Below are 21,099 nucleotides of genomic sequence, written 5' to 3'. Positions count from 1 at the left end.
GCATCAGCCCTCAGACTCGCCGCACTGCGCCCGCTTGCGCGCCATTGGCCGGGCTGCGGCCGCTTGACGCCGTGTCCGCCTCGGCGTCCGGGAAAACGAGCCGCCTTCCGACCGGGAAGAACTGGATGCCGAAGCGTTGCGACACCCAGCCCCAGAGCCCCTGCGGAAAAAACATCGTCACGACGATCGCAAGCAGGCCCAGGCCGATCAGATAGGTCGTGCCATAGTCGGACAAAAACTTGTTGAGCAGATAAAACACAAGCGTGCCGACGATCGGCCCTTCGAGGGTGCCGAGCCCGCCGATCATCACGATAAAGATCGCAAAGGCGGTCCAGTTGACCGAAAACGCCGCATCGGGCGAAATCCGCAGATTGCCGACAAAATAGAGTGCCCCCGCGAGCGCCGCGCCGGCCGCCGAGCAGACATAGACGAGCAGGCGCGTGCCCGCCACATGCACACCCTGGCTACTCGCGGCGACCGGATCGTCGCGGATCGCCGTCAGGGCGAGCCCCGCGCGCGAGCGCAGGAAGCGATAGACGAGCGCGATGGTGAGCACGACGATCGCCAGCGCGAGCCAGAGTGTGATCGATTCGCGCGTGCTGCGCGAAATCCCCGCGAGGCCGGTCAGGCTCGTGCCCGAACCGCCGCCAAGCAGCGAGACGTTCGCGAAGCCAAGCCGGAACACCTCCGCGATGACCCACGTCCCGATCGCGAAATAACCGCCCTGCAGCCGAAAGGCGACCCACGAAACCGGGAGCGCGACGAGTGCCGCGACGCAGGCAGCAATTGGCACGGCGACAAATGGCGAGATGCCGCCCAGGTTCGAGAGCATCAGCATCAGGTAGCCGCCGAGGCCGAGATAGGCCTGCTGCCCGATCGAAACCATCCCGCCGTAACCGGCAAGCAAGTTCCACATCATGGCGAACACCAGGTAACAGGCGATCTGGGTGAAGTCACGCAAGGCGTCGCGCCCGGCCCAGAACGGCATGGTCGCGACGACGATCGCAAGCGCGATCAGCACGAGGCTGGCGATCCGGCTTGCACGGGTTGTGCGGCGGACTTCGAAAGACAGAGGAACGGTGGTCGGCATGGTGTCGGTTTCCACGAAAGGGGCGGCTAGCGAGTCTTCGGCATCAGGCCCTGCGGCCGGGCGACGAGTACCGCGAGGAACACGACATGGCCGAGCCAGATCCCCCAGCCGGGATCGATATGAAAGCCGATCTGCTGCGCAATGCCGAGAAAGATGCCGCCCGCGAAAGTGCCCCAGAACGATCCCATGCCGCCGATGATCACGGCTTCGAACGCATAGAGCAGCAGGGCGGGTCCATCGGAAGGCGAGACCGCGGTACGCATCGAGTAGAGCGTCGCGGCGATCGCGATCAGCACGAAGGCGACGGCCATCGCGAGCGCGAACGTCCGGCGGTGCGAAACGCCCATGAGCCGGACGATCTCGCGATCGTCCGAGGTTGCACGGAAAGCGCGGCCGAGCGCAGTCTTGCCGAACAGCCACTGCATCGCGAAGGTGATCGCAATGGTGGCCAGCAAGGTGAGCAGCGGCAGATAGCCGACCGTCAACCCGCTACCGAGGCTCACACTGGCCGATTCGAATCCGCCCGTGGCGATCGAGCGCGGATCGGCCGAGAAGATCTCCTGCAGCACATTCTGGATCACGATCGAAAGGCCGAAGGTCACGATCAGCGAGGGTAGCGGGTCGCGCACGGCGACGCGATTCAGCACGAGATACTGGAGCGCGTAACCGAAACCGAATGCGATCACGAGCAGCAGCGTGATCGCGATGCCGAGCGGCAGGTGTGCGTAGCCGGTCAGTGCGACGAGGCCGAACACGAGCAGCACGATAAAGTCGCCATGCGCCGTATTGGTCATCCGCATCACGCCGAACACGAGCGACTGGCCCATCGCGAACAGGCCGTAGAGCGCGCCGAGGAGCACGCCCTGCACGATGATATTGGCAAGCGCAATCATGCGGCGACTCCGAAATAGGCATTGGCGATGTCTGCGTCCGACGCGTCTGCCGATGCACCGCTCAAGGAGACGTGTCCTTCCTGCAGGCAATAGAAGCGCTGCGACACGCGACGCGCGAGTTGCACATCCTGCTCGACGATCAGTACGCTCATGCCGTCTTCGACGATTGCTGGCAGCGCCGCATAGATCTCGCGTACGACGATCGGTGCCAGGCCCAGCGAAAGTTCATCGCACATCAGCAGACTCGGGTTGCTCATCAGCGCGCGGCCGATCGCGACCATCTGTTGCTGGCCGCCCGACAGGGACGTGGAGGGCTGATGGCGGCGCTCTTCGAGTATCGGAAACAGCTTGAATACCGAGGCGAGATTCCATTTCCCGGGCTTTTGACGAGTGCTTGCAGCACCAGCACCAGCACCAGCACCAGCACCAGCACCAGCACCAGCATGCATGCCCGTATGCCGGCTACGCCTGCGAGTCGCCTGGGCGCCGAGCAGCAGGTTCTCTTCGACGCTGAGACTCGGGAACAGCCGTCGTCCTTCAGGGACGAGCGCAAGACCGAGCCCGACGATGCGCTCGGCGGCCATTCCGCCGATCGGCTCACCGCGCCAAGTGACTTGTTCCTTTTGTGCGGGAAGCAGGCCTGTGACGGTCTTGAGCAGGGTCGACTTGCCCGCGCCGTTTGCACCGATCAACGCGACGATCTCACCTTCATCGACCTTGAGATCGACGCCGAACAGCGCCTGGAAGTCGCCGTAGCCTCCCGTCAGCGCGTGGGTTTCAAGCAGCGTGCTCATGCGTGCGCCTCCAGCCCCAGGTAGACACGACGCACCTCGGGATCATTCATCACTTGATCCGGCACACCCTCGGCCAGATGCTTGCCGAAGTTGATCACGAGCAGTCGGTCCGCGAGCGCAAGCAGTGCATGGACCCCGTGCTCGATCCAGACGATCGTCACACCCTGCTGCTTGACCCGGCCGATCTCGGCGACGAGCTGATGCGTCTCGGCTTCGGTGAGACCACCCGCGATCTCATCGAGCAACAACAGCTTCGGACGCGTCGCCAGCGCGCGCGCGAGTTCGAGGCGCTTGCGATCGAGCAGCGTCAGCGCGCCTGCCGGACGATTCGCCTTCGATCGCAGACCCGTATGGTCGAGCACCTCGACACACAGCGGGCAGGCCTCGGCCTCACTGAGCGCCGCACCATACGTCGCGGCCACCAGCAGGTTCTCGAACACCGTCATATTGCCGAACGGGCGCGGCACCTGATACGAGCGGCCGATTCCCGCGACGCAGCGTCGGTACGGCGCCATCGCGCCGATCTCCTGGCCGTCGAACTCGACCGTGCCCGAGTCGGCGCGCGTGTCGCCGCTGATGAGATTGAACAGCGTCGTCTTGCCCGCACCGTTGGGCCCCAGGATGCCGAGCGTCTCGCCCGTGCGGACCGAGAAGCTGATGTCGTCGGTCACGCACAGCGCACCGTAGCGCTTCGAGACGTTTCGCAGTGATAGCAGCGCGTTCATGAAAGCAGTTTCAGTGGCCCGGTCAGCGGAATCGACGGCGCGAGCTGGTTGTTGACGATCGCGAGATCGAAGCGCGTCTTCTGCCCCTTGATCCATTGTCCGCCGACGAGCGGCGTCTTCGCGACATTGGGCACCGGCCCCTTGCCCCAGCTCACATTGCCCACAACGGTGTTGAGCCGGGTCGCCGCGAGTGCGTCGCGAATCGAGGTGTTCGAATCGACGTCCTTGGTGCGCTTGAGCACATCGACCGCGATTTCGAACAGCGCGTGGGCGAAGCCGATCGGTTGGGTCCATTGCTTGCCGGTGGTTTTCTCGTAGTCGTCGGCGAGCTGGCGGGCCGACTGCCCCGTGAGCGACGACTTGAACGGGTGAACCGGCGACCACCAGACTTCGGTCGACAGCCCTTCGCCGACATCGCCGAGCGCTTCGAGCGTGCTGGGAAATAGCAGGGCCTTACCGATCGATACCACCTTCGGCTTGAGTCCTTGCTGCTTCGCCTGCACGAGGAAGTTCTTTGCGTCGGGCGGGATCACCACGCCTGTGACGATCTCGGCGTTGACTTGCTTGAACGCTGAGATCTGCGACGAGAAATCCTGCGTCATGCTCTGGAAGCGGCCCGTATCCTTGAGCGTGAAACCCTTCTGGGCAAGCACGGGCGGAAAGCCGAGCTTCGGATCGCCCCAGGCGTTGCCGTCGCCGTCGTTCGGGAACAGGCCGCCGACGACCTTGTTGGTCTGCACGGATTGCCACATGCCCGTAAAGACGCCGATCACGTCTTCGAGGCCCCAGAAGAAGTGATAGGTGAAATTGAAGCCTTTTTTCGGATCGCCCTTGCGGCCGAAGAACCAGGGCTGCCAGGGTACGACTGTCGAAATGCAGGGGACTTCATTGAGCTCGCAGGCGTCGCTGACCGGGTTTGCGGTTTCGGGCGTGCCGCTGACCAGCATGATGTCGACCTTGTCGCGCAGGATCAGGTCGCTCGCGACTTCGCCCGCGCGGTTCGGGGTCGATTGGCTGTCCTTGACGATGATGCTCACGGGCAGCATCTTGCCGCCCACGCTGATGCCGTTCTTGAGCACCGTCTGCATCTGCTGGATCGTAAAGCGGTCGGCCTCGCCGAACGGCGCGAGCGGCCCGGTCTGCGGGGAGACGTAGCCGATCTTCAACGTGCGCCCCGATGCCGCGCGCGCGAGCGTCGAAAGCATCGGGCTGCCGGCGAACAAGGCGCCCGCGCCCAGCTTGAGGATTTGGCGGCGCCGGCCGTCGGAAGGTGCGGCTGCCGTGTCGCGTCCGGCTTCGAGCCCGTCGGCGAGTGCTGCGTTGAGCTCGTCGGTGAGGCGCGTCTTCACGTCGTTCTGGTTCATGGCTGTCTCCTGATTATTGTGTTTGTCGCGACTGCTGTGATGCTTCAGCGCGGATACCACGGCGGCGTCTGTGCGTCGACGTTGACCCAGACCGACTTCGCCTGCGTGTATTCACGCATCGCCTCGAACCCCATCTCGCGGCCGTAGCCGCTCGCACCCACGCCGCCGAACGGTGAAGCCGGACTGACTCGCTTGTAGGTGTTGATCCAGACCATGCCGCTGCGGATGTCGCGTGCGAGACGGTGGGCGCGCTGGATATCGCGCGTCCAGAAACCCGCGCCTAGACCGTATTCCGTGCCATTGGCGATCGCAAGCGCTTCGTCTTCGGTGTCGAAGGTATTGATCGTCACGAAGGGGCCGAACACTTCTTCCTGGCAGACACGGTCAGTGGGTTTCGCGCGCACGATCGTCGGTTCGACATAACAGCCGTTCGCCAATGCGGGCTCCGAGGGCGCCTTGCCGCCGAGCAGGATCTCGCCGCCTTGCTCGCGCGCGACCTGGACATAGGCCAGCACGCGGTCGCGATGCTGAGGCGAGGTCAGCGGTCCCATCTCGGTCTCGGGATCGAGCGGGTTGCCGACGCGGATCGAGCGCGCGAGCGCGATGAACCGTTCGGCGAATTCATCGGCAAGCGAGCGGTGCACGATCAGCCGCGAACCCGCGATGCAGGCCTGCCCCTGGTTATGGAAGATCGCGAACGCCGATCCCTGGATCACCGCGCTGAGATTCGCATCCTCGAACACGATGTTCGCGCCCTTGCCGCCGAGTTCGAGCTGGACTTTCTTGAGATTGCCGGCCGAGGCACGCACGATTTCGCGGCCGATCGCGGTCGAACCGGTAAATGCGATCTTGCTGACGTCAGGATGCTCGGCGAGATGCTGACCGGCGACATGGCCGAGCCCCGGCACGATATTGACGACCCCGGGCGGAAAACCGACTTCCGCCATCAGTTCGGCGATCGCGAGGCTCGACAGCGGCGTGAGTTCGGCAGGCTTCATCACGACGCAGTTACCCGCGGCCAGCGCGGGTGCCATCTTCCAGCTGGTGAACATCAGCGGGAAATTCCACGGCACGACCTGGCCGACGACGCCGACCGGTTCGCGCAGCAGGTAGTTCAGGAAACCCTGCTCGACGGGGATCACCGTACCCTCGAACTTGTCCGCCATGCCGCCGAAATAGCGGAACGTCGCGGCCGTGCGCGGCACGTCGAGCAGACGTGTATCGCGAAGCGGATGGCCCGTGTCGAGGGTCTCGAGGCGCGCGAGGCGCTCCGTGTTCGCTTCGATCGCATCGGCCAGCTTGAGCAGCAGCCGGCCGCGCTCCATCGCCGCCATACGGCTCCATTTCGGGAAAGCGGCCTTCGCGGCCGCGACCGCGCGATCGACATCGGCCTTGCCCGCGAGCGCGATGTCGGCGATCTTCGAGTTGTCGTGCGGGTTCATCACGGCCAGCGTCTCGCCGCTAAGCGCGGGGACGAAGCGGCCGTCGATGAACAACTGGGTTTGCATGTGTCGCGTGCGATCGTCGATCTCAGCGTTCAGGGCGGTGTTCATAAGCGGTCTCGTCGAACTCGAATGAATGGCGCGGGGACGAGCGCCATCCGCCGCCCGGCTTGGCCGGGCGGATGCATCTGTCATTCAGGCAGGGCTAGAACTGCACCGGGTAGGGTGACAGTTCGCCGCTTTCGTAGCGCTTGGGCAGGTTCGGCGTGGCGTTCTCCCAGACGAGGAGCATCGAGCGCTTTTGCGAGTACCCCTTGTGGCGGATATCCGCGGGCATCGCGGCGATGTCGCCGGCGCGCATCGTCACGCGTGCGCGCGGTTCGCCCGTGTTCTTGTCGCCGACATCCCAGACGATCTCGTCGGACATCTGCAGGAACCACTCGACGCGGTCGTTGCCGTGGAACACCGGCAGCACGAATTCCTCGGTGGTCGGGCAGAACAGGCTTTCCTTGCAGACCGAGGTGACCGAGGGGTTCCATGTCACGTCGGAGCGAGACAGGTACTTGAACAGGTTGAACGCATGCAGCTCCTTTTCGAAGCCCGGTTCTGCATGGATCTCGGGTTCGTCCTGGGCGACGTCCACGAACTGGCGATTGATCGGGAAATCGTCACGCAGCGGCGAATCGCCGTCGAGGCCCGGCATGCGTTTGGTCGCGATGCGGGTGCGATCGATCGCGGCGAGATTGTCGCCATGCTTCACGCCGAATGCCGTGCCGGTTTCTTCGGGTGCGGCGAACGGGTCGAAGCCTTCATTGACCCAGTCCTGCATGATCGCCTTGAAGGTCGCCATGATGACCGGCGTCTCGAACTGTTCGAGATAGTCGACCCCGGCATCCTTGTAGCTCGCGTTGAAGCTGCCCGCGTAGAGGTCGACCTTGCCGTAGTGGTTGCGCGTGCCGAGCACTTCGTCGAAGTTGACCCAGCCGTAGAAGAAGCCCCATGCGATATCCCGCATCATCGCGCGCAGAAAGTCGTCGGCATGCATCTGGTGGGAGTGGAGCGTGCCTTTGACAGGCCACCTGATCGTCGCGAAATAGGCGTCGCGGGAGAATTCGAAACTGCCGAGCCGGAAGGTCCGGTATCCGGTAATCGCGTCGGGCTGGCTGGCGCTGACGTTTTGCGGGAGAGTAGCCGTGTCCATCGTATGCACCTCGTTGTGGGGCGGTTGCTGCGACGTCGTTGCAACGGTTCTGCGAGGTCCTTGCAAGATCGCTTGCCGTTGTCGTTGCGTTGTCGTCGCGTTGTCGTGTATGGCCGCCGTGTCTGTCTCTGCATCTTCGGGGAGGGGGCAGCGGTCTGCTCCGTGCAGACCGCCCAATTCAGCCGGATCAGTGCAGGCAGATCTCGGCCCACTTCTCGACTGAGTTCGGGCCCAGAATCGTCTGCACCAGCACGACGCCAGGCTTGACCGAACGGAACTGGTAGGCGATGCCCGCCGGCAGCAAGGCCTGATGGCCCCGCCTGAGCTTGACGTAGCCCATCGACTGGCCCTCGGGTTGTCCGTCCAGCTTGACGGTGCCTTCCGAGTCTGCCGGCGCCAGCGAACCCGGTGTCGCCGGCTTGATGAAGTGCACCGTGACCTCGCCGTCCATGACGACCGTAAATTCGTCGTGCGCAGCGGCGAACCAGGGCGAATCGCCCTCGGCGCGCAACGATTCGACGACGAACTTGAGATTCTTGCCGACCACCGTCTTCTGGTACGGCGGGGCGAGGCTCGCGACCTCGAAGACATTCGAGAACGCGTAGTTCTCCGCCTTGCCCTGGATGATCTCGATCGAGCCCTTGCGAAAGCTGTCGAGGCTGCCGAATACGGTTTGCTGCATGTCGTCCTCCATGGTGTCTGTGTCGAAGCACATTGCTGTAAGGGAAGAGTAGTGACTGGCGCTCGCGTAAGCAATCAATCGAGGGTCAGGATTCTTGAACGGTGGCGGCGGGAAAAATGAACCCTCGCCGGGATACAAGGGCCGGCGCTAATTGACATCGTTCGCGCCGCCTTCCCACAATCGCGCGACCATGGATCTATTCCTCAGCATCGAAGCCTTCGTGAAAGCGGCCGAAGCAGAAAGCTTCGCCAACGCGGCGCGGCAGCTCGGCATCGGCAAGTCGCTCGTGACCGCGCGCGTCAAGCAGCTCGAAGAACACTACGGCGTCGCGCTGTTTCACCGCTCGACCCGGTCGGTGCGCTTGTCCGAAATCGGCGAGAGCTACTACAAGGACTGCGCGGAACTGCTCAAGAAGGTCTACGACCTCTCGGCGCGCTCGCAGATCGAGACGCTCGCACTGAGCGGGACGTTGCATATCCACGTGCTGCCCGGTTTCGCGCTCGGCCATTTCTCGCGCACGCTGATCGATTTCCGCGCGATCTATCCGCGCATCGAATTCGAGGTGACCGTCAGCGACCGCGTCGTCGACCCTGTCCAGGAAGGGTTCGACGTCGCGCTGCAGATTTATCCGCCGGCTTCGAACTCGCTGGTCGAGCGCAAGCTCTTCCCGGTGCGTGGCGTGTTGTGTGCTGCGCCGCAATATCTGAAGGACGAGCCGGTGATCGAGACGCCGCTCGACCTGATTCGCCACGACTTTGCCCGGTATGCGTATTACCCCTGGGGCGACAAGTGGCCGCTGATGAAGGGCAACGAGTGTTTCCAGATCGAGCTCTCGCCCGTACTCAAGACCAATAGCGTGCATTTGTTGCTCGAATTCGCGCGAGCGGGTGCGGGAGTGGTCTATTTGCCGACGATGGTCGCGGCTCCCGATCTGCTCGAACGCAGGCTCGTGCGGGTGCTGCCTGAATATGCGGCGCCGCCGCTCTGGCTGTCCGCCGTCTATCCGACCTCGCATCGCTCGACAAGCAAGGTCAAGGTCTTTGTCGATTTCATGCGCTCGCGTTTCCAGAGCGAGCCGCAATGGGATCAGGCGCTCGGCATTGCGCCCGAGCCCACGGATGCGACTGAGGCGTCTGAAGCTGCGGATACCGGCGACACGAATGACGGTGGTGACGCCAACGACATCAACGACGTCAACGACGCCAGCGACGCCAACGACGGTTCGAAGAATCCTTGATTGAGAGCCCCGCGGGGGGCGGCCGCGGCCCGTCCGACCGGATCGCCGGGGCTGCTCCCGCACAGCGCAGGAAATTGAAAGGTTGCCTGCGCAAGCGATATTCATCTTGCTGCGCTAACATCGAGAGTTTTAGACGAGCAAGGCGACAAAGATGGAAAAGCGCAAGCTGGGCAATACGGATATTGAGGTCAGCGTAATCGGACTCGGCACGATGACCTGGGGCGAGCAGAACACCGAAGCGCAGGCGCATGAGCAGATCGACTATGCGCTCGCGCACGGCGTGACACTGATCGATACCGCCGAGATGTATCCGGTTCCGCCCAAGGCCGAGACACAAGGCCGCACGGAGCAATATATCGGCACCTGGCTCAAGGCCAACGCCGGCCGTCGCGGCGAGTTCGTGCTGGCGACCAAGATCGCGGGCCCCGCGCGCCAGCCGCACAACCCGACGCATATCCGCGGCAAGAACAACCAGTTCGATCGCCAGAACCTCACGGCCGCGGTCAACGACAGCCTCAAGCGTCTGCAAACGGACTACATCGACCTGTATCAGCTCCACTGGCCTGATCGCAGCACGATGACCTTCGGCCGCTCGAACTATCCGTGGATCGACGATGCCTATACGGTGCCGATCGTCGAAACGCTGCAAGTGCTGGCGGACCTCGTCAAGGAAGGCAAGATCCGCCATATCGGCGTGTCGAACGAAACGCCATGGGGCGTCGCGCAATTCCTGAATGCGGCGCAGACACTGGGCCTGCCGAAGATTGTCAGCATCCAGAACCCGTACAGCCTCGTGAATCGCAACTTCGAGACCGGGCTGTCGGAATTCACCCACCGTGACGGCGTCGGCCTGCTCGCGTATTCACCGCTCGCGTTCGGCTGGCTGTCGGGCAAGTACGAAGGTGGTGCACGTCCGGCGGGTGCGCGCATCACCTTGTTCGAACGTTTCCAGCGCTACAGCAAGCCGCAAGCGGTCTCGGCGATCAGTGCCTACGTTGCACTCGCGCGCGAGCATGGCCTGTCGCCGACGCAGATGGCACTCGCTTTCGTGAACAGCCGGCCGTTCGTGACCAGCAACCTGATCGGCGCGACCACGCTCGAGCAGCTCAAGGAGAACATCGACAGCGCCGCGCTCACGCTAAGCGAGGACGTGCTGGCCGCAATCGATGCATTGCATGAGAAACAGCCGAACCCGGCGCCGTAATTGCGCCTGAAGCGGGAAGGTTGCGGCGAGCCTTCAAAGGCTCGCCGCGCTCGATGCACCCCGGGGGTATGGGGTGCGCGCTTTATTCGAACGGGTACTTCAGGCCGATCCGCGCGCGAGCGGCATCGAGCACCTTCATCGTGGCGAGGGTATGGTCGAGCGGCAGCAGGTCGCTTTCAGTCTTGCCCGCCCGCAGGCATTCGCCCACATGCTCCGCCTCGAACTGGAAGCCGGTGCCTTCAAAAGGCAGTTCGATGCGCTCCTCGCTATCGCCGCGCGTGATGGTCAGGCCGCGCGGCCGGCATATATCGCCGTTCAGGCGAATCCGGCCGGTGGTGCCGGTGATCACCGTATCGAAGGGCGATGCCGCCAGGATGGTGGCCGCCGACAGGCTGACACCACCGCCGATGTGACGCATGCTGACGGCCACTTGCTCGTCAACGCCCGTATGCCCGATCGCCGCAGTCGCCTGCACATCTTCGACCGCGCCGAGAAAGAACGTCGCCATTGAAATCGGGTAAATGCCGATATCGAGCAGGGCTCCGCCCGCGAGCATCGGATCCATCACGCGATGTGAGTCGTCGACACCGAAGACTGCGCCGAAGTCCGCCTGCACCATTTTCGGCCTGCCGATCGCACCGGAGTCAACGAGTTCTTTCGCGCGGACGACTGCGGGGATGAAGCGTGTCCACAGTCCTTCCATCAGGAATCGTTTCTTCTCACGTGCCCTGGCGATCACGCGTTCGGCTTCCCCCACGTTTACGGTAAACGGCTTTTCGCAGAGCACCGCCTTGCCCGCATCGAGACAGAGCAGCGCGGCCTCGATGTGCAGCGGGTGGGGCACAGCGATATAGACCACGTCGACATTCGCATCATTGACGAGGTTCGCATAGCCGGCGTGGCGCCGCTCGATATTGAAGCGCTCGGCGAAGCGATTTGCAGTGTCGATGGAGCGCGAGCCGACCGCGACAAGTTCCGCATCCGGCGCGGCCTGAATGCCCTGTGCGAACTGCGCGGCGATGTGTCCTGCGCCGAGAATGCCCCAACGAATTGTTTTGCCCATGGTCGCTTTCGAAATGATCGGAGAAGGTGGGAGAGGACGCGATGTCCATGTGAACGCCTCCCGGCATTCACATGAATCGACAATGTTAAGCGTTGCACGTGGCGTTCGGAAGCGCGGCAGTTTGCGATTTACCCCAGATGCCGTTATGCAAATCTCCGATCGACAGTGCGTGTTAGTTGAACGTGCCGAGATAGTCGAGCTTGCCGATCGGCAGGCCGTTGTGACGCAGGATGTCGTGCGCGGTCGTGATATGGAAGAAGAAGTTGGGTAGGGCGAACGTGAGCAGATAGCTGTTGCCCGTGAAACTCGGTTTGAATTCACCGAAGTTCAACTGGATGGTCCGGGACTCGCTACCCTCGAATTGCGCGGGCTGAAGCGTTTCGAGGTAGGCGATCGATTTGGCGATGCGCTGCTCGAGTTCGGCGAAGCTCGTTTCCGTGTCTTCGAAGCGAGGGGCGGCGACACCGCTGAGCCGCTGGCCAGAGAGCTTGGAGGTGTCGCTCGCGCGCTGCACTTGTCCGATCAGCGAAAGCATGTCGGGCGCGAGCCGCGCGTTGAGCAGGTCCGCGGGATCCTGGCCGTGCTCGATCGTGTAGGCCTGGGCCTTGCCGAGCAGGGTCGAGAGGATCTTGAGCCCGCGCACGAACACGGGCACTGAGGTTTGGTACATCGTCAGGGACATCGGTTCACTCCTTCCGTTGGCATCGACCGGCGGCTCCTCGTGAGTCCGCGGTTTTTGGATATTAGCCGACCCGAACGGTTTTGCATTCCGCTGAAAAGAGGTGGGACAGACCGACGCCTCGCTCGTGGCGGGCATAGCGGTCGTAGCGGTCGTAGCGCATCGGTCGCATCGAGCAGCACGATTTTGTGCCGCCACCCGTTTTGCGTGCTGGATCAGGCGCTTGGCAACTTATGCCCGGGGTTGTCCACAGGACTGTCAACATTTCCTGGGGACAACTTCGCGTGAAAGGCCTGCGCATGCGCCAGCCCGAATTTGCGCCGCCTCATGTTTCCTTCATGCGATCAATGACTTGAGGACTTTTGTGCGCGCTTGTCCACAGAGCTGTCAACATTATCTGGGGACAAGTCGAGGCCGGATTGAGCGCTCCATTTGGGTTCAGCTATCGCGAGCGGCGCAAGAGTCAGGCGGGCTTGATTGAGCGATGGTCGAGCGCAGTGCCGCGGCTTTCGGGCGCCTTGGGCGAGCCTGCCCGAGGCTCCGATGGTGCGGCGTTGACTTGCTGATCGCTCTTGAGCCGGAACACCGACACGGCCTCGCGCAGGATGATGGCCTGTTCCTCGAGAGACTTCGCCGAGGCTGCGGCTTCCTCGACGAGTGCCGCGTTGTGCTGCGTGACTTCGTCGATCTGCGTGATGGCCTTGTTGACCTGCTCGATTCCCTCGCTCTGTTCGCGTGCGGCGGCTTCGATCTCACTCATGATGTCGGTCACGCGCTCGACCGAACGGATCGCTTCCTTCATTGTCGCGCCCGCCTCGTTGACGAGCGATGAACCTTGCTCGACGCGTGCGACCGAAGCCCCGATCAGATCCTTGATTTCCTTCGCTGCCGTTCCCGAACGCTGCGCGAGGCTGCGTACCTCGGATGCGACCACCGCGAAGCCGCGGCCTTGTTCGCCCGCCCGCGCTGCCTCGACCGCCGCATTGAGCGCAAGGATATTGGTCTGGAAAGCGATCCCCTCGATCACGCTGATGATCTCGGCGACCTTGCGCGACGACTCCGTGATGCCGTCCATCGTTTCGATCACGCGACCGACCACTGCACCGCCGCGCGTCACCGTATCCGATGCGTTGTGCGCGAGCTTGCTGGCCTGTTTCGCATTGTCGGCATTCTGTTTGACGGTTGCTGATAATTCTTCCATGCTCGCCGCCGTTTCCTCGAGCGCGGCGGCCTGCTGCTCCGTGCGGCGGGACAGGTCGATATTGCCCGATGCGATTTCGTTGATGCCAAGATTGATCGCATCCGTGCTGCCGCGGACCTGCGAAACGGTATCGACGAGGCCGACCCGCATCTTGCGCAGCGCGAGCGTCAACAGGCCCATCTCGTTGCGCCCGCCGCCTTCGACCTCGACGGTGAGATCGCCCGCAGCGATCATGTCGAAATGCTTTATCGTGCGGTTGACGGGTTTGATCAGCGCGGCCGACAGCATCACGCGCGCGAGCAAGGCAACGATGATGGCGATGGAGCCGATCGCGAGAAACAGGATCGAGGCAGTCTCGAAGTGGCGTGCGGCGACATCGGCCTGCATCTGCTCGTTGTTGGCCTGATAGGACTCGAGCGCGTTGATCGCCTTCGAATAGGTCGCATAGAGATCGTTGGCCGTTTCGCCCTGGACCTTGCGAAACGTCGTGAAATCGTTGTCGTCGAGGGCCTTGAATTCGACCTCGACGGCCTCGTCGACCAGCGTCTTGCGCACCTTTGCGACTGCTTCGGCGAGCTGCTTTTCCTGTGCGGTGCCCGTCGGTGTGTTCATGTAGTGGGCGAAGTCGTTGTTCGATTCGACCAGCATCTTGTGCGCGGCGGGCAGCAGATCGTCCGTTTGCTTGCCCACGCTGAACAGCGTCTCGTAGCTGCTGAGATCGAGACGCACTTTGAGCAGCTTTTCGGAACTCGTCTTCAGGTTGGATAGTGCGGCGGAATTGCGCTGTACCTCATGGAGTCCGCTGTTCGTCATTTTCAGACCCGCATAGCCCACGCCGATGACCACCAGCAGAAAGACCACGAAAATCCCGATGACCAGCGTCAAGCCCCCGCGAATCGTTAAGTTCTTTAGCATACTTATTGTCCCCGTTAGCGTTCCTGCCAACGTCAGACAACGCTGGCCCGCCTTTCGGTTATCGACAATCCGCTGTAGCGCCTTGATATAAGGGTTTATGCGGGGACATCTGAGCCGTGCGCGGGTTTTTTCGGAAACCAGGGCGGACAACGGTAAAATACGAGGCAAATTTTCGAACCTTCCTATGCCGCAGAAAAAGACGCCGTACTTCGAGCTGCGCAGCGGCTCGGTCGACACCTTACTGTTTTCGGTCAAAACGACTGACCTTGACGCGTTGAGCAAGGAACTCACGCGGCGCTTCGAGGCGACGCCGGAGTTCTTCGCGAACGACGTCGTCGCGATCGATCTGAGGCGGCTCGAGGCCGGTCAGCGGATCGAAATGGGAGCGCTCGTCGCCTTGCTCGAACGGGTGCGCATGCGCCCGGTCGGCATCGTGGCTCACGAGGCACAGCGCGAATGGGCCGGCGCAGGCAGCCTGCCGCTGGTCGAGTCGCGTGACCGGCGTGGCGCCAAAGAGGCAGAAGCGGCCTCGCGGGCGGATGCCAGAGCTGAAGCGGGCGTGCAGGCCGAACTCGCAATCGGTTCGCCTGCGGCGCGCAACGGCGAGCAGCGTGCCGGCGATACGGCAGAGGCAGGCGTAGGAAATGGCTTGGGTATGTCCGGTGCGTCCCGGATATCAAGCGAGTCAGGTATCTCCCCAGCCGGCCCCGCGTTCGCCGCGGACACGGCGGCTTCGGCCGGAGCCGACGGCGCGCAGATCGTCCGGCCCACCCTGGTGATCGATAAACCCTTGCGGTCGGGCCAGCAGGTGTACTCGAAGGGCGATCTCGTCGTGCTTGGCCTTGTGAGCTATGGCGCCGAGGTCATCGCCGAAGGCAATATCCATATTTATGCGCCGTTGCGCGGCCGGGCACTCGCCGGCGTGCACGGCAACCATGGGGCGCGGATCTTCTGCACCTGTCTCGAGCCCGAGTTGATCTCGATCGCGGGCATCTACCGGACCACCGATACCCCGCTCGCCGACGATGTGCGCGGCAAGCCGGTGCAGGTGAGGCTCGATCACGAGAAGCTGTTGTTCGAACCTTTGCGTCTCAACTGAATACGTCTTTGCTGGATGCGCCGGCTGCGGGCGGCGCGCATTCGATTTTATCGATCAAATTACAGGACCAGGAATGGCAAAGATCATTGTGGTGACGTCGGGTAAGGGCGGTGTCGGCAAGACCACCACCAGCGCGAGTTTTGCATCGGGCCTTGCTTTGCGGGGCGCCAAGACCGCGGTTATCGACTTCGACGTTGGCCTGCGCAACCTTGACTTGATCATGGGTTGCGAGCGGCGCGTCGTCTATGACCTGATCAACGTGATCCAGGGCGAGGCGAATCTGAACCAGGCGCTGATCAAGGACAAGAAGTGCGAGAACCTGTTCATCCTGCCCGCGTCGCAGACCCGCGACAAGGATGCGCTGACCCAGGAAGGCGTCGGCAAGATCATCGAAGACCTGAAAACCATGGGCTTCGAGTACATCGTCTGCGATTCGCCGGCCGGCATCGAGTCGGGTGCCTTGCTGGCGATGTATTTTGCGGACGAGGCACTGATCGTGACCAATCCCGAAGTGTCGTCGGTACGCGATTCGGACCGCATTCTCGGCATCCTGTCGTCGAAGACCAAGCGTGCGATCGATAGTGCTGAGCCGATCAAGGAACATCTGCTGATTACGCGATACAACGCGAAGCGGGTTGCCGACGGCGAGATGCTGTCGCTGACTGATATCCAGGAAATCCTGCGCATCCCACTGATCGGCGTGATACCCGAGTCGGAATCCGTGCTGCACGCCTCGAACCAGGGCGTGCCGGCGGTCCATCTCGACGGTTCCGATGTGGCCGACGCCTACAAGGACGTCGTCTCGCGGTTCCTAGGCGAAGACAAGGCGATGCGTTTCACGGACTATCAAAAGCCCGGGCTGCTGTCGCGTATTTTCGGCAGCAAGTAAGGGGAACACATGTCGATACTTTCATTTCTGTTGGGTGAAAAGAAGAAGTCGGCCACGGTTGCGAAGGAACGCTTGCAACTGATCATTGCGCACGAGCGCATGGGCAATACGAGCGCCGACTACCTACCGGCCCTCCAGCGCGAGCTGGTGGCGGTGATCTCGAAGTACGTCAAGATTTCGACCGAGGACATTCGTGTGTCGCTCGAGCGGCAGGACAATCTCGAGGTGCTCGAAGTCAAGATCGAGATACCGCAGGCCTGAGCGGACGCCCAGCATTCGTAACCAATCGTTCGTGGTTCAAAGCTTGGTTTCGATGTGGTCCATTGTTTGCTCGACCTTTTTTGAGACGAATGGCCATCCCGCGCAACAAATCCTCACAAAGGAGGCGGCAGCGTAATAGTTGGGGTGTCGACCATGCAGGGGGTTCTCGCATTAAATAGGCATGACCGTCTCCGACGGATACCTGTTGAAAGTGGAGAACCCTATGAAGAAGATCGTCATGTTGACCGCGACCGCATTGCTTGTTTCCCTGCTCGGCGGTTGCATCGTCGTGCCGCCCGGTGGTTACTACGGCGGCGGACATCACCACGACTACTACTACTATCGGTGATGGTCGGTGATGATCAGTTCGCGGGATCTGTGTCGTGCCTGGTTCCAGTTGCCGCCGGCGTCTGCGCCGGTGGCGTGTCCATCACCTGTGTGCCCGTCTTTGAGGGCGGGTCTGTCGCCGCTGTGCTTGCCATGGGTGGCGCGTCTGCTGCTGCTGCTGCGCTTGCCGTCGGCGTGGGCGTGTCTGTCGTCGCTGCGCTTGCCGTTGGGGGCGCCGGGGCGACCGCCGCGGCCAGTATCGACGGCGCATAGCGTTCGGAGAGCGCCTCGTAGAGCGGCGGCACGAACAGGCGCGAGACCCGGCTCGCGATCAGCGAAGTCGCCATCAGTGAGATCACGAGCGCATGCCCGTTGATCATCTCCATGACGATCACGAAGGCCGTAATCGGCGATTGCGTGACACCCGCGAGATAGCCGACCATACCCAGTGCGATCAACATCGGCAGGGGAATTTCGCGGAAGATTTCATGCAGCACGTTGCCGATGCCCGCTCCGATCGATAGCGACGGCGCGAAGATACCCCCTGGTATGCCCGGCAGATACGAGCCGATCATCGATGCAAACTTCATGAACGGATAGAACATCGACAACGGTTGACCGCCTTCGAGCAGGCCGCGCGCTTCTGAATAACCGCTGCCGAATGTCGCGCCGCCCGCAACGATGCCGAGGACCGCGACTGCGAGGCCGCAAAGCGCGGCAAACACGACCGGCCGCGCGACGCGCATCTGCTGGAGCGGTTGAGGGATCCAGCGGCTGGTATTGAGCAGCAGCCAGCCGAACGCCCCGCCGGCGAGGCCGGTGACGATCGCCGTGACGACCACGACGACCGCCGTCATCTTCGGAAACGGACCGATGATGTTGATTGCGCCGAAGTACGTGTAGTTGCCGTTGAGGCTCAGGGCGACGATGCCGGCGAAGACGATCGCCGTGATCACCACGCCGCTCGCACGTTGTTCGAAGCTGCGGCTCAGTTCCTCGATCGCGAACACGATCCCCGCGAGGGGCGTATTGAACGCTGCCGAAAGACCGGCCGCGGCGCCGGCCAACACCAACTGGCGGTCGAGTAGCTGGTTCGAGCGCGGATAGAAGCGCCGCAGATTGAACATGATCGCCGAGCCGACCTGTACCGTCGGCCCTTCGCGGCCAATGGTGAGACCGCCGAGGATCGCGATGAACGAAATACCGATCTTCGCGAGGGCGAGCCGCAGCGTCAGCAGGCGCTTGCCCATCTCGCTGCCGCCGACTTGCAGCGTCGCGATCACTTGCGGAATCCCGCTTCCTTCCGATCCTCTGAAATAGCGACGGGTGAGCCAGACCGAAAGCGCGCTTGCGGCAGGCGAGAGAAGCAGCGGCAGCCAGAAATGGCGGTGATCGAGTTGCTGGAAGATCCCGAAGCCGAAATCGATCAAGCGCGCGTACAGGACGGCGACCAGACCGACTACGATGGCGCCGAACCAGAAGACCCCGTATTTGCGGGTGAGCCGGCGTGCCTGGCGATAAGTGCGGTTTGGGAGCTGCTGAAGAAGATCGAGCATCGCGCGGGGAGAGGCCGGGCAAGGAAAGGCCGATTATAGAAGCTTGACCTTGCCAGGGGCTTCCAGGAACTGCGAGCGGCTCAGGCTGTGCTAGAGAACGATTTCGGGAAGCAGCAGGGCGAGCATGACGACCACCACGGCGCCGATGTCGACCAGCAGCGCCCTCACGCAGATTCCGAACAGCGTCAGGTGTCGCGAGCGTAGCGCGACCACCAGCGTGCCGAGCAACGCTAGCGCGCTCATCGTGATGATATGCGAATTGCTTAGATGAGTAAGCATCATGGCCGACTCCTGGCAGTGAACAGGCATGGCACACTCAACCCGCGTCAAACTCGATTCGAGTATAGGACGACAAAACGGTCGCCAAAACTCGATATTTCGCCAAGCAACTCGGGATTTTCCCGCTCCGCCTTGCTCCGTATTCCTTCGGATGGCTGACAGTCGTTGGGGTTGGGATGCGGCGAATGGGTCGTGTTGGAGAACCATCCCGGCGACGGCCTCGCCCTGCGTGTGCGGCTACTCCGCCGCTTCGTCCTTCTGGGCGGACGCCAGGGTTTGCAGCTGGAAGCGGCCATCGTTATTGAACAGCCATGCCTCCATCAATTCCACTTGCCCGGCGCGGTTCAGCAAGGCCTTGGGCGGAGGGGGGAAAGGCGCGGAGCGTTTGAGCGAGGTCATTGCGACACGCTCGGCGAGGTCGTCGCCATTCGTCCGGTAAACCGATGCCTTCAGGATCTGGCCGCTCTTGCCGATCAGGAACGTCAGCACCACGACCGAGCGCAGCATCGCTTGCGGGTGCCCTGGCGTGATCGCGGCCGCGTTGACCTCTTCTATCCGCTGGGCAACCTGTGTCTTGTAATCTATTTGCTTGCGCTCCTCGGTCGCACTCGGGCCGAGGTCCAGCGCTTTGAAGAAGGCTTTTGCCGCAGGCGGCTCGGCACACCCTGAGAGCGCCAGCAGGCACACGCATGCCGCGGCGGCCATCGTGGACAGCACGCCTCCGGGGCGTAACGCATTGGGCAAATACATTGTGTGGCACCGGCCGATGCATTGTCTCAATCATAGCGAGTCCACGCGAAACCGGTAGCAGGTTCAGGATCGGTATTTGCTCGGAGAGGGAAAGGGTCACCCGACCCGGAGGAGTTCAACATGCCGCAAACCTACGCTCAAATGCATGCTCAGAACCGGCATCACGCAGGCCGGAACCCGCGCGAGCATGGCGCGCCGCTCACCGAGGAGCATCACCCCGAGAACGCCGTTCAGAGCGGCAATACCGCGCCGCAGGCTGGAGAAGTTGCAAGTACGCAGGAGGGGGGCGTTGCCGGGGGCGCCAATCCGTCCGAGAAAAGCGAGGTTCAGCATCCCGAACCGGTCGAACACAGTGACAGCGACAAAAGCAAATTGCCCGACCGTGGCGACGAGAACCGCAAACAGGCGCCGAACGATCGTCCGGGCCACAAGAGCGGTGAGGGGGAGACGCCGGTGGGCTGAGCTTTGCCGGTGAGTCTCGCCGATAAATCAACCCGGCTCGAGCCTCCATGTTGAGGTACGGCTCGAGGATGAGGTACGCCTGAAGGATGAGATAGGGCTCGCCGGACGTGGTCGCCAAGGCCGTTCCAACACTCAGGCCCCGGCAATCACTTCCCCCGGCAATCACTTCAATTGAGTCGCTTTGGGTGAGGGCTCGGGTGTGGGAACTGCCGTCGACGAAGCCGGTTCGGCCGGCGTAGCCATGGGCGCTGGCGCTGCGCCGGATTGCAGGAGTACGTCGCGCGTCGGGAACGGGGGCAGCCCGTCGCATACGTATCCGAACAAGATTGCGCCGATGGTGCCCGGAACGACCGGACGCATATCGAGCGGTGCATCGGGGGCGGTCCAGCTCGTGACCCCATTGCTTTCCCCGTCGGGGCCGCCGAACGCGAGGAACTGGTCGTGTCCGATCGCTCGATGCTCACAGTCCGCGACGACATGCTCCTTGTAGGATTTGAAAGTAAACGACTCCGAAGTCGCGACTGGCCGTGGGTAGTTGAACATGAACCACGCTGAGGCGGGCGGAGGCGGATTTTCAAACCACGAGCTCCAGAGGGACTGGGGTTTGGGCTTCGGCACTCGCCCTTCCGGTTGCATCTTCACGGTGACTTGGAGGCGCGGGATTTCGGCAATCGTCAGCCATGAAGCGAGCACGTGGCTGGCGGGCGCAGCCAGGGCGACGACGAGCACGGCAAGCGCGCGGGCTGGCGGGCCGATGCGGCGGGCTCCGTTTCGGTGAGTCTGTTGCATCTTCATGCGGCGGACCGCTCCGGGGCTGCGGTGGAGAAGAGGACACTCAAGCCGGACGACAATTGTCATGCGGCGTGCAAATGCCGCCAGTATGAGCGAACCCGAAACCGGCCAAGGCGCGGAATAGACCGGGGAAATGGCGTTTGATCGAATGTGAGCAAGCTGCGCGAGTAGCCGGAAGATCTGCCATATTCGAG

The 21,099-nt window shown here is 62.6% G+C and carries 22 protein-coding genes; 7 read left to right on the top strand and 15 right to left on the bottom strand.

Going from position 1 to position 21,099, the window contains the following annotated elements:
- Nucleotides 1–10 precede the first annotated feature (10 nt).
- The 8 genes from HV670_RS00235 to HV670_RS00200 form a co-directional block, all read right to left on the bottom strand.
- Nucleotides 11–1,090 carry a branched-chain amino acid ABC transporter permease gene (locus tag HV670_RS00235; RefSeq protein ID WP_175102630.1) on the bottom strand — a complete coding sequence of 360 codons (1,080 nt, stop codon included), beginning with the start codon at nt 1,088–1,090 and terminating at the stop codon, nt 11–13.
- A gap of 26 nt (nt 1,091–1,116) precedes the next feature.
- Entirely contained in the window at nt 1,117–1,983 is an 867-nt protein-coding gene (locus HV670_RS00230) for a branched-chain amino acid ABC transporter permease (protein ID WP_217478344.1), read from the bottom strand.
- Nucleotides 1,980–2,777: an ABC transporter ATP-binding protein gene (locus HV670_RS00225; protein ID WP_175102629.1), complete on the bottom strand. Its 798-nt coding sequence runs from the start codon at nt 2,775–2,777 to the stop codon at nt 1,980–1,982. The genes HV670_RS00230 and HV670_RS00225 overlap by 4 nt, the downstream gene beginning before the upstream one ends.
- Nucleotides 2,774–3,502: an ABC transporter ATP-binding protein gene (locus HV670_RS00220; RefSeq protein WP_175102628.1), complete on the bottom strand. Its 729-nt coding sequence runs from the start codon at nt 3,500–3,502 to the stop codon at nt 2,774–2,776. The genes HV670_RS00225 and HV670_RS00220 overlap by 4 nt, the downstream gene beginning before the upstream one ends.
- On the bottom strand, nt 3,499–4,866 hold the full coding sequence (locus HV670_RS00215) for an ABC transporter substrate-binding protein (RefSeq protein WP_246256846.1): 1,368 nt from the start codon (nt 4,864–4,866) through the stop codon (nt 3,499–3,501). The genes HV670_RS00220 and HV670_RS00215 overlap by 4 nt, the downstream gene beginning before the upstream one ends.
- 44 nt (nt 4,867–4,910) lie before the next feature.
- On the bottom strand, nt 4,911–6,374 hold the full coding sequence (locus HV670_RS00210; protein WP_175102963.1) for an aldehyde dehydrogenase family protein: 1,464 nt from the start codon (nt 6,372–6,374) through the stop codon (nt 4,911–4,913).
- Nucleotides 6,375–6,513: 139 nt separating this feature from the next.
- Entirely contained in the window at nt 6,514–7,509 is a 996-nt protein-coding gene (locus HV670_RS00205; RefSeq protein WP_175102627.1) for a hydroxyquinol 1,2-dioxygenase, read from the bottom strand.
- A gap of 187 nt (nt 7,510–7,696) precedes the next feature.
- Complete coding sequence (locus HV670_RS00200; protein WP_175102626.1) at nt 7,697–8,191, bottom strand: cupin domain-containing protein; 495 nt, start codon at nt 8,189–8,191, stop codon at nt 7,697–7,699.
- A 190-nt stretch (nt 8,192–8,381) separates the two neighbouring features.
- Between HV670_RS00200 and HV670_RS00195 the strand changes: the two genes are divergently transcribed.
- Nucleotides 8,382–9,428 carry a LysR family transcriptional regulator gene (locus HV670_RS00195; protein WP_175102625.1) on the top strand — a complete coding sequence of 349 codons (1,047 nt, stop codon included), beginning with the start codon at nt 8,382–8,384 and terminating at the stop codon, nt 9,426–9,428.
- A gap of 151 nt (nt 9,429–9,579) precedes the next feature.
- Entirely contained in the window at nt 9,580–10,632 is a 1,053-nt protein-coding gene (locus tag HV670_RS00190) for an NADP(H)-dependent aldo-keto reductase (protein WP_175102624.1), read from the top strand.
- An 82-nt stretch (nt 10,633–10,714) separates the two neighbouring features.
- On the opposite strand, the gene HV670_RS00185 is transcribed toward HV670_RS00190, so the two are convergent.
- From HV670_RS00185 to HV670_RS00175, 3 genes are all read right to left on the bottom strand, one after another.
- Nucleotides 10,715–11,695 (bottom strand): Gfo/Idh/MocA family protein, encoded by a 981-nt coding sequence (locus HV670_RS00185; RefSeq protein ID WP_175102623.1) that lies wholly within the window; start codon nt 11,693–11,695, stop codon nt 10,715–10,717.
- Nucleotides 11,696–11,867: 172 nt separating this feature from the next.
- Nucleotides 11,868–12,377, bottom strand: coding sequence for a DUF1993 domain-containing protein (locus HV670_RS00180; protein ID WP_175102622.1), 510 nt, complete (start codon nt 12,375–12,377; stop codon nt 11,868–11,870).
- Between the two features lie 460 nt (nt 12,378–12,837).
- Nucleotides 12,838–14,490: a methyl-accepting chemotaxis protein gene (locus HV670_RS00175; protein WP_175102621.1), complete on the bottom strand. Its 1,653-nt coding sequence runs from the start codon at nt 14,488–14,490 to the stop codon at nt 12,838–12,840.
- Nucleotides 14,491–14,674: 184 nt separating this feature from the next.
- On the opposite strand from HV670_RS00175, the gene minC reads away from it, so the two are divergent.
- From minC to HV670_RS31805, 4 genes are all read left to right on the top strand, one after another.
- Nucleotides 14,675–15,589: a septum site-determining protein MinC gene (gene minC / locus HV670_RS00170; protein WP_175102620.1), complete on the top strand. Its 915-nt coding sequence runs from the start codon at nt 14,675–14,677 to the stop codon at nt 15,587–15,589.
- A 73-nt stretch (nt 15,590–15,662) separates the two neighbouring features.
- Nucleotides 15,663–16,478 carry a septum site-determining protein MinD gene (gene minD, locus HV670_RS00165; RefSeq protein WP_175102619.1) on the top strand — a complete coding sequence of 272 codons (816 nt, stop codon included), beginning with the start codon at nt 15,663–15,665 and terminating at the stop codon, nt 16,476–16,478.
- Nucleotides 16,479–16,487: 9 nt separating this feature from the next.
- Nucleotides 16,488–16,739 carry a cell division topological specificity factor MinE gene (gene minE, locus HV670_RS00160; protein WP_175102618.1) on the top strand — a complete coding sequence of 84 codons (252 nt, stop codon included), beginning with the start codon at nt 16,488–16,490 and terminating at the stop codon, nt 16,737–16,739.
- A gap of 223 nt (nt 16,740–16,962) precedes the next feature.
- On the top strand, nt 16,963–17,088 hold the full coding sequence (locus tag HV670_RS31805; protein WP_281362343.1) for a hypothetical protein: 126 nt from the start codon (nt 16,963–16,965) through the stop codon (nt 17,086–17,088).
- 13 nt (nt 17,089–17,101) lie between these two features.
- Here the strand turns inward: HV670_RS31805 and HV670_RS00155 are convergent, their stop codons facing one another.
- The 3 genes from HV670_RS00155 to HV670_RS00145 form a co-directional block, all read right to left on the bottom strand.
- On the bottom strand, nt 17,102–18,622 hold the full coding sequence (locus HV670_RS00155; protein WP_175102617.1) for a chloride channel protein: 1,521 nt from the start codon (nt 18,620–18,622) through the stop codon (nt 17,102–17,104).
- A gap of 90 nt (nt 18,623–18,712) precedes the next feature.
- Nucleotides 18,713–18,904, bottom strand: a complete 192-nt coding sequence (locus HV670_RS00150; protein ID WP_175102616.1) for a hypothetical protein — start codon at nt 18,902–18,904, stop codon at nt 18,713–18,715.
- 234 nt (nt 18,905–19,138) lie between these two features.
- The gene (locus tag HV670_RS00145) at nt 19,139–19,606 is read right to left on the bottom strand and encodes an energy transducer TonB family protein (protein ID WP_175102615.1); all 468 of its coding nucleotides are present in this window, start codon (nt 19,604–19,606) and stop codon (nt 19,139–19,141) included.
- 165 nt (nt 19,607–19,771) lie between these two features.
- Between HV670_RS00145 and HV670_RS00140 the strand changes: the two genes are divergently transcribed.
- The gene (locus HV670_RS00140) at nt 19,772–20,113 is read left to right on the top strand and encodes a hypothetical protein (RefSeq protein ID WP_175102589.1); all 342 of its coding nucleotides are present in this window, start codon (nt 19,772–19,774) and stop codon (nt 20,111–20,113) included.
- 162 nt (nt 20,114–20,275) lie between these two features.
- Here the strand turns inward: HV670_RS00140 and HV670_RS00135 are convergent, their stop codons facing one another.
- Nucleotides 20,276–20,908, bottom strand: a complete 633-nt coding sequence (locus HV670_RS00135) for a surface-adhesin E family protein (RefSeq protein WP_175102614.1) — start codon at nt 20,906–20,908, stop codon at nt 20,276–20,278.
- Nucleotides 20,909–21,099: the final 191 nt, after the last annotated feature.

Origin of the sequence: Pararobbsia alpina (assembly GCF_902859895.1) — a bacterium.
GTDB lineage: Bacteria > Pseudomonadota > Gammaproteobacteria > Burkholderiales > Burkholderiaceae > Pararobbsia > Pararobbsia alpina.
The sequence above is the reverse complement of the archived record's forward strand: the minus strand, read 5'-3'. Positions and strand labels throughout refer to the sequence as shown.

Bases quoted from the DNA above. Each gene is read 5' to 3' on its own strand.
- HV670_RS00235 (WP_175102630.1), bottom strand. From the start codon at position 1,090: ATGCCGACCACCGTTCCTCTGTCTTTCGAAGTCCGCCGCACAACCCGT.
- HV670_RS00230 (WP_217478344.1), bottom strand. From the start codon at position 1,983: ATGATTGCGCTTGCCAATATCATCGTGCAGGGCGTGCTCCTCGGCGCG.
- HV670_RS00225 (WP_175102629.1), bottom strand. From the start codon at position 2,777: ATGAGCACGCTGCTTGAAACCCACGCGCTGACGGGAGGCTACGGCGAC.
- HV670_RS00220 (WP_175102628.1), bottom strand. From the start codon at position 3,502: ATGAACGCGCTGCTATCACTGCGAAACGTCTCGAAGCGCTACGGTGCG.
- HV670_RS00215 (WP_246256846.1), bottom strand. From the start codon at position 4,866: ATGAACCAGAACGACGTGAAGACGCGCCTCACCGACGAGCTCAACGCA.
- HV670_RS00210 (WP_175102963.1), bottom strand. From the start codon at position 6,374: ATGCAAACCCAGTTGTTCATCGACGGCCGCTTCGTCCCCGCGCTTAGC.
- HV670_RS00205 (WP_175102627.1), bottom strand. From the start codon at position 7,509: ATGGACACGGCTACTCTCCCGCAAAACGTCAGCGCCAGCCAGCCCGAC.
- HV670_RS00200 (WP_175102626.1), bottom strand. From the start codon at position 8,191: ATGCAGCAAACCGTATTCGGCAGCCTCGACAGCTTTCGCAAGGGCTCG.
- HV670_RS00195 (WP_175102625.1), top strand. From the start codon at position 8,382: ATGGATCTATTCCTCAGCATCGAAGCCTTCGTGAAAGCGGCCGAAGCA.
- HV670_RS00190 (WP_175102624.1), top strand. From the start codon at position 9,580: ATGGAAAAGCGCAAGCTGGGCAATACGGATATTGAGGTCAGCGTAATC.
- HV670_RS00185 (WP_175102623.1), bottom strand. From the start codon at position 11,695: ATGGGCAAAACAATTCGTTGGGGCATTCTCGGCGCAGGACACATCGCC.
- HV670_RS00180 (WP_175102622.1), bottom strand. From the start codon at position 12,377: ATGTCCCTGACGATGTACCAAACCTCAGTGCCCGTGTTCGTGCGCGGG.
- HV670_RS00175 (WP_175102621.1), bottom strand. From the start codon at position 14,490: ATGCTAAAGAACTTAACGATTCGCGGGGGCTTGACGCTGGTCATCGGG.
- minC (WP_175102620.1), top strand. From the start codon at position 14,675: ATGCCGCAGAAAAAGACGCCGTACTTCGAGCTGCGCAGCGGCTCGGTC.
- minD (WP_175102619.1), top strand. From the start codon at position 15,663: ATGGCAAAGATCATTGTGGTGACGTCGGGTAAGGGCGGTGTCGGCAAG.
- minE (WP_175102618.1), top strand. From the start codon at position 16,488: ATGTCGATACTTTCATTTCTGTTGGGTGAAAAGAAGAAGTCGGCCACG.
- HV670_RS31805 (WP_281362343.1), top strand. From the start codon at position 16,963: ATGAAGAAGATCGTCATGTTGACCGCGACCGCATTGCTTGTTTCCCTG.
- HV670_RS00155 (WP_175102617.1), bottom strand. From the start codon at position 18,622: ATGCTCGATCTTCTTCAGCAGCTCCCAAACCGCACTTATCGCCAGGCA.
- HV670_RS00150 (WP_175102616.1), bottom strand. From the start codon at position 18,904: ATGATGCTTACTCATCTAAGCAATTCGCATATCATCACGATGAGCGCG.
- HV670_RS00145 (WP_175102615.1), bottom strand. From the start codon at position 19,606: ATGGCCGCCGCGGCATGCGTGTGCCTGCTGGCGCTCTCAGGGTGTGCC.
- HV670_RS00140 (WP_175102589.1), top strand. From the start codon at position 19,772: ATGCCGCAAACCTACGCTCAAATGCATGCTCAGAACCGGCATCACGCA.
- HV670_RS00135 (WP_175102614.1), bottom strand. From the start codon at position 20,908: ATGAAGATGCAACAGACTCACCGAAACGGAGCCCGCCGCATCGGCCCG.